This is a genomic window from Variovorax sp. FG153 (assembly GCF_057809595.1).
Genome location: NZ_JBMDKG010000095.1, coordinates 1 through 6,937, shown reverse-complemented (window position 1 = coordinate 6,937; position 6,937 = coordinate 1). Strand labels below are relative to the sequence as shown.

The following is a 6,937-nucleotide window of genomic DNA, read 5'->3' as shown; positions in this document are numbered from 1 at the left end:
CCAGGTGGCGGCCCCCACCAGCGCGAGCGCGACGTAGCCGGGCCGGCCCGCGAAGTCGGTGAGCTCGTGCCACAGCAGCAGGCCCACGCCGATCGCGCAGGCGCCCACGCCGGTCCAGGCACGGCGCGAGAGCGCGGCCGAGAACAGCAGCGCGCCGATCACCGCCGAGAACACCGGCATGGTGTAGCCGAGGATGGCCGCGCGCCCGCCCGACAGCGCCTTCACCGCGAGGATGATGCAGGCGTGCCAGACGAACATGTTGGTGGCGCCCAGCCACAGCAGCTCGGGCCAGGCGGTGCGCGGCACGCGGAACGGCACCTTCATCCACGCCAGCGCCAGGCCCAGCACCGGCAGCCCGAGCCAGATCGAGATCGCGCGGAAGGCCAGCGGCGGATAGTCCGCCACGCCGAGCTTCATCACCGGCCAGTTGAGGCCCCAGGCGAGGGTCAGCAGGACGAGGATGACGAACTGGCGCGGGGTGAAGGAGGGCATGGGGCGGGATTGTGGCGCGGACCGTGGTTTCGTGCCTGGAGCCGAGAAGATGCAGTGGGCCTCCTCTACAACGAAATGACCTCGACACCTAGAATGACCCGATGGAAGCGCAAGCCTTGCTGATAGCTTTGCACGACGAGTCGGCCGGATACGAAATCTCGCCGGAGCGGGTGCCGCTGTCCGTGTTGCGCGGCTTCGCCAGGGACGTCGACGAGTTCCTGCGCGGCGATGGCAACGATGTCGACACCAGTGCGCTGGATGTCTCCGTCGAGAAAGGTTCGCTGGCCATCCGCACGGCACCGACGGCCAACCCGGTGCTGATGAACGACCTGCGAAGACTCGCGGGCAGCCAGCAGATGGAAGGCATCGCGGCGAAGCGCCGCGCGGTGGTCGAGCGCTGGCAGAAGAGCGCGCGCGGCGGTCGCGGCTGGCGTGTGAGCATCGCGGCGGATTTCCTGCCCGCCGCGATCGTGATCGACAGCGAGTCGGACTTCAGGGCCGACGATGCGGACCAATGGGTGCGCGTCGAGCGCTATGTGCGTGGCGAGATCGAGGACATGGGCGGGCACACCAAACCCAATGCCCACATTCGCCTGCCCGATGGCAAGACGCTGCTGGTCGATGCGGCGCGCGAGATGCTGCGGGACGAGAAGGTCAACCGCCTCTACAAGCCCGCCATGATCCGGATCGTCGCCGAATACAACGTCATGACGCGCGAATACCGGAACGCGAGGCTGCTCGAATTCGTCGAGCACGAAAGCCGGCTCGACGAGAAGGAGCTCGATCGCCTGACCCAGCGGGGTGCGAAGGCATGGCGCGACGTGCCCGATGCCGGTGCGTGGGTCGACGAGCTGCGGGGAAGCAAGGAGTGAGTGCGATCCTGCTCGACACGAGCTACCTGATCTCGCTCGCCGATCCGGGGCGCGCGCATCATCCGGCGGCGGTCGGCTATCTGCGCGAAGCGCTCAAACGCGGTGTGCCGCTGTATCTCTCGGCCGTTGCCGCATCGGAGTTCCAGGTCAAGCAGGCCGTGACCGATCTGCCGCTGCGCAACTTCGAGGTGCTTCCTTTCAACATCGACCACGCGATGACCGCGGGCCTGCTGATGCGTGGGTTGGCGCGGGATCCGGTCGACGATCGAAGCGCCGTCAAGGACGACATCAAGCTGATCGCCCAGGCCATCTGCGAATCGCTGACGCACATCCTCACCGAGGATGCGCATACGCTGGTGAAGTACCTTCGCAGGCTGAATGCGGCGGGCACCTGTGCCGTGCAGCCGATCCTGCTGGCCGATGGCTTCGATTCGGCCTGGTTCGACAACGGGCAACGTGGCCTGCTGAGCGAATAGGCGAAAGGGCTCCCAGAGCCCTCTTCGTATCAGCCCGGCAACAGCCGCTTGAGGTAATGCCCCGTGTGGCTCGCCTCGTTCGCCGCCAGGTCCTCCGGCGTGCCCGCGCCCACCACCGTGCCACCGCCAGCCCCGCCCTCGGGCCCCATGTCGATCAGCCAGTCGGCGGTCTTGATGACGTCGAGGTTGTGCTCGATCACGACGATGGTGTTGCCCGCGTCGCGCAGCTGGTGCAGCACCTTGAGCAGCAGCTCGATGTCGGCGAAGTGCAGGCCGGTGGTCGGCTCGTCGAGGATGTAGAGCGTGCGCCCGGTGTCGCGCTTGCTGAGCTCGAGCGCGAGCTTCACGCGCTGCGCCTCGCCGCCCGACAGCGTGGTGGCCGACTGGCCGAGCTTGATGTAGCTGAGGCCCACGTCGAGCAGGGTGCGCAGCTTGCGCTCGATGGTCGGCACGGCCTTCAGGAACTCGTGCGCGACCTCGACCGTCATGTCGAGGATCTGCGCGATGTTGCGGCCCTTGTACTGGACCTCGAGCGTCTCGCGGTTGTAGCGCTGGCCATGGCAGACCTCGCAGGGCACGTAGACGTCGGGCAGGAAGTGCATCTCGACCTTCACCACGCCGTCGCCCTGGCAGGCCTCGCAGCGCCCGCCCGCCACGTTGAAGCTGAAGCGGCCCGGCCCGTAGCCGCGCTCGCGCGCGGTGTTGGTCTCGGCCATCAGCTCGCGGATCGGCGTGAACAGACCCGTGTAGGTGGCCGGGTTGCTGCGCGGCGTGCGGCCGATCGGGCTCTGGTCGACGTTGATGACCTTGTCGAAGTACTCGATGCCTTCGACCGCCTCGTGCGGCGCGGGCTCCTCGTGGGCGCGGTAGAGGGTGCGCGCAACCGCGCTGTAGAGCGTGTCGTTGACCAGCGTGGACTTGCCCGAGCCCGAGACGCCGGTGACGCAGGTCAGCAGGCCGACCGGAAAGGCCACGCTCACGTTCTTGAGGTTGTTGCCGCTGGCGCCGACCACGCGGATCTCCTGCAGCGCGGTCTGCGAGGCGAGGTGCGCGGCCTCGCGCGCGGCGCGGCGCTCGGCCGCGGGGCTTTGCGGGAAGCGCGAGGCCTTGCGCGGCTCGGCCGGCGCCTCCTTCTTCACCACCGGCAGCCACGGCGTGCGGCGCTTCGGCACCTCGATCTTCTTCGCGCCCGAGAGGTACTGGCCGGTCAGTGACTCGGGGTTGGCCGCCACCTGCGCGAAGCTGCCCTGCGCCATCACGCGGCCGCCGTGCACGCCGGCGCCCGGGCCCATGTCGATCACGTGGTCGGCGGCGTGGATCATGTCCTCGTCGTGCTCGACCACGATCACGCTGTTGCCGATGTCGCGCAAATGCTTGAGGGTGCCGATCAGGCGGTCGTTGTCGCGCTGGTGCAGGCCGATGCTGGGCTCGTCGAGCACGTACATCACGCCGGTCAGGCCCGAGCCGATCTGCGAGGCGAGGCGGATGCGCTGCGCCTCGCCGCCCGACAGCGTCTCGGCGCTGCGGTCCAGGCTCAGGTAGTTGAGGCCCACGTCGTTGAGGAACTTGAGGCGCAGCCCGATCTCGCGCACCACCTTGTCGGCGATCTCGGCCTTGGCGCCGCGCAACTGCAGGCGCTGGAACCACGAGAGGCTGTCGCGCAAGGTGAGGCGGCTCAGTTCGAAGATCGCCATGCGCGGCGGCTCGCCGCCATCGGCCGGGCGTGCCGACTCGTCGACCAGGAACACGTTGCGTGCCTCGCGCCGCAGCCGCGAGCCGCCGCATTCGGGGCAGGGCTGGAAGCTGCGGTAGCGCGCGAGGTCCTCGCGCACCATCACCGAATCGGTCTCGCGGTAGCGCCGCGCCATGTTCGGGATGATCCCCTCGAAGGGATGCTTCTTCGTGAGCTTCTTGCCCGCGAAGTTGCCCGACTCCATGGTGTAGTTGAACTTGATCTCCTCGCCCGCGGAGCCGTGCAGCAGCACCTGCTGCACCGAGGCCGGCAGCGATTCGAAGGGCGCGTCGACGTCGAACTTGTAGTGCTTCGCGACGCTCTCGATCATGCTGAAGTAGTAGCCGTTGCGGCGGTCCCAGCCCTTGATCGCGCCGCTGGCCAGCGACAGCGAGGGGAAGGCCACCACGCGCGCCGCGTCGAACACCTCGCTGTGGCCCAGGCCGTCGCAGCTCGGGCAGGCGCCCACCGGCGAGTTGAACGAGAACAGCCGCGGCTCGAGCTCGGCCAGGGAGTAGTGGCAGATCGGGCAGGAGAACTTGGCGTTGAACAGGTGCTCGCGGTCGGGCTGGCCCTCGGCGCCGAGCTCGAGCACCAGCGCGCGGCCCTCGGCCAGGCGCAGCGCGGCCTCGAAGCTCTCGGCCAGGCGCTGCTGCATGTCGGGGCGCGCGCGCAGCCGGTCGATCACCACGTCGATGTCGTGTTTCTCGGTCTTCTTGAGCTTGGGCAGGTCGTTGTATTCGTAGGTCTGGCCGTCGACACGGAAGCGGATGTAGCCCGCGGCCTGCATCTCGGCGAACAGCTCGACGAACTCGCCCTTCTTCTCGCGCGCCACCGGCGCGAGGATCATCAATCGCGGCTCCTCGCCCAGGCCCAGCGTCGCGTCGACCATCTGCGAGACGGTCTGCGCCTGCAGCGGCAGGTGGTGGTCGGGGCAGAAGGGCGTGCCCGCGCGCGCATAGAGCAGGCGCAGGTAGTCGTGGATCTCGGTCACCGTGCCCACGGTGGAGCGCGGGTTGTGGCTGGTGGCCTTCTGCTCGATGCTGATCGCGGGCGACAGGCCCTCGATCACGTCGACGTCGGGCTTGTCCATCAGCTGCAGGAACTGCCGCGCATAGGCCGACAGGCTCTCGACGTAGCGCCGCTGGCCCTCGGCATAGAGCGTGTCGAAGGCCAGGCTCGACTTGCCCGAGCCCGACAGGCCGGTGATCACCACCAGCTTGTTGCGCGGGATGTCGAGGTCGACGTTCTTGAGGTTGTGGGTGCGCGCGCCGCGGATGCTGATGCGCTGCTGGGCCAGTACGGCGCCCAGGTAGGCTTCGCGTCGGGCGTCGCGCTCGCTTTCGCGTTCGGCTTCTGCGTTCGCAGTGTCTTCGGTGGCTTTTGAATTCAAGGGGCGATCGTCCGAGGGCAACCGGACATGATAGACCGCCGGGGAATTCATTGCGAGCGGGGCGGTTCCTCGCGGGCGACGGGCTCCTGCGGCTGCGCCGCGAGCCGCCCGGTGGCCACGCCCACCATGTGCTCGGCCAGCGTCTCGTACAGCGGCCGGCTGATCATGCGCGAGACCAGGCTCGCGAGCATGGCCGAGGCCATCAGGCTCAGCACCATGGCGTGGCCGTCGACCATCTCCATCACGATGATGAAGGCCGTCAGCGGGGCCTGCGTCACCGCGGCCAGGAAGCCCGCCATGCCGAGCGCGATCAGTGCCGGCCCGAACTCGGGGCTCGCGAGCCGGGCGATGGCATCGCCGATGCCGGCGCCGATCGACAGCGAGGGCGCGAAGATGCCGCCCGGCGCGCCGCTCCAGGCCGTGAGCCAGGTGGCGACGAACTTCAGCAGCGTATAGAGCGGCGAGAGCGGGGCCTCGCCATGCAGCATCTGCTTGACCGCCTCCGAGCCCGCGCCGTAGGTGACGCCGCCCGTGGCCAGCCCGATCACGGCCACGGCCAGCCCGCAGGCCGCCGCGAAGCGCACCGGGTAGCGCCGGCGCCAGTGGTTCAGGCGCTGCGGCGCGCCGGTCAGCGAGGCGATCAGCAGGCGCGCGAACAGCCCGCCCGCCACGCCGCTGAGCAGCGCCACGGCCAGGCCCGGGCCGAGCAGGCTCCAGTCCAGGTGCGGCACGCGGATCACGCCGAAATAGCTGAGGTTGCCGAAGGCCGACACCGCCACCAGGCCCGCGAGCACGATGCCGGTGATGATCACGCCGCTGGCGCGTGCTTCCAGCCGGCCCGACAGCTCCTCGATGGCGAACACCACGCCCGCGAGCGGCGCGTTGAACGCGGCCGCGATGCCGGCCGCGCCGCCGGCCACCAGCAGCGCGCGCATGTCGATCGTGCTGCCGGGCGACAGCCAGCGCTTCGCGTGCTGCATCACGCCGGCCGCCACCTGCACCGAAGGCCCTTCGCGCCCCACCGACAGGCCGGCCGCGAAGCCCGCGGCGCCGAGCCCGATCTTGGCCAGCGTCAGCCGCAGCGAGGCGAACAGGCCACGCCGCTCCGAGGGCAGCTCGGGGTCGAGCGCGGCCTTGATCTGCGGGATGCCCGAACCCGCCGCGCCCGGGAACCAGCGCCGCGTGGCCCAGACGATGGCGGCCGTGAGCGCCGGCGTCCACAGCAGCACGGCCCAGGGATGGCGGTGGAACAGGCCTTCGAACAGCGCGAAGGCCCATTCGGCCGCGTGCGTGAAGCCGACCACGAACAGGCCCGCGAGCACCGCGTAGCCGAGCACGATGGCGCGGTCGATCCACAGGCGCCAGCCCGAAAACTCGGCGCGCAGGTTCTGCAGGAAGTCGGGCTCGTGATTCATCGGTCCAGCCCGCCATTCTGCCGCGCGGTAGCGGGATGCCTTGCCAGCGGAGGCCGCGTCGCGCGGTCCATCGGGCACAATGCGTGTCCTTCTTTTTCCTTCAAACCTCCTCTTACTCATTCATCAGGGGCAGCGCACATGGCATCGGTCAACAAAGTCATCCTCGTCGGCAACCTCGGCCGCGATCCCGAAACCCGTACCTTCCCGAGCGGCGACCAGGTCTGCAACGCGACCCTCGCGACCACCGACAAGTGGAAGGACAAGCAAAGCGGCGAGATGCGCGAAGCCACCGAGTGGCACCGTCTCGTGTTCAACGGCCGCCTGGCCGAAATCGCCGCGCAGTACCTGCGCAAGGGCTCGCAGATCTACGTCGAAGGCCAGATCCGCACGCGCAAGTACACCGACAAGGACGGCGTCGAGAAGTACGCGACCGACATTCGCGTCGACCAGATGCAGATGCTCGGCAGCCGCCAGGGCCAGGGCGCCCCGGCGGGCGGCGGCTACGACGACGGCGGCTACTCGCAAGGTGGTGGTGGCGGCGGTGGCCGCGCTCGCCA

At 69.1% G+C, this 6,937-nt stretch carries 6 protein-coding genes; 3 read left to right on the top strand and 3 right to left on the bottom strand.

The features are described from left to right. On the bottom strand, nucleotides 1–492 hold a 492-nt coding region (locus tag ACODT0_RS42110), incomplete at its 3' end, for a DMT family transporter (RefSeq protein ID WP_489044015.1). Nucleotides 493–593: 101 nt separating this feature from the next. On the opposite strand from ACODT0_RS42110, the gene ACODT0_RS42105 reads away from it, so the two are divergent. Together ACODT0_RS42105 and ACODT0_RS42100 are read left to right on the top strand one after the other, a co-directional pair. Continuing rightward, complete coding sequence (locus ACODT0_RS42105) at nucleotides 594–1,364, top strand: hypothetical protein (protein ID WP_413762168.1); 771 nt, start codon at nucleotides 594–596, stop codon at nucleotides 1,362–1,364. Further along, a complete protein-coding gene (locus ACODT0_RS42100; RefSeq protein ID WP_413762169.1) occupies nucleotides 1,361–1,840 on the top strand; it encodes a type II toxin-antitoxin system VapC family toxin in 480 nt (159 codons plus the stop codon). Before ACODT0_RS42105 ends, ACODT0_RS42100 begins: the two co-directional genes overlap by 4 nt. A gap of 29 nt (nucleotides 1,841–1,869) precedes the next feature. Here the strand turns inward: ACODT0_RS42100 and uvrA are convergent, their stop codons facing one another. Next, nucleotides 1,870–4,965, bottom strand: coding sequence for an excinuclease ABC subunit UvrA (uvrA, locus tag ACODT0_RS42095; RefSeq protein WP_489044014.1), 3,096 nt, complete (start codon nucleotides 4,963–4,965; stop codon nucleotides 1,870–1,872). A 47-nt stretch (nucleotides 4,966–5,012) separates the two neighbouring features. Next, nucleotides 5,013–6,380 carry a chloride channel protein gene (locus tag ACODT0_RS42090; protein ID WP_057594678.1) on the bottom strand — a complete coding sequence of 456 codons (1,368 nt, stop codon included), beginning with the start codon at nucleotides 6,378–6,380 and terminating at the stop codon, nucleotides 5,013–5,015. Between the two features lie 138 nt (nucleotides 6,381–6,518). Between ACODT0_RS42090 and ssb the strand changes: the two genes are divergently transcribed. After that, on the top strand, nucleotides 6,519–6,937 hold a 419-nt coding region (gene ssb, locus ACODT0_RS42085; protein ID WP_489044013.1), incomplete at its 3' end, for a single-stranded DNA-binding protein.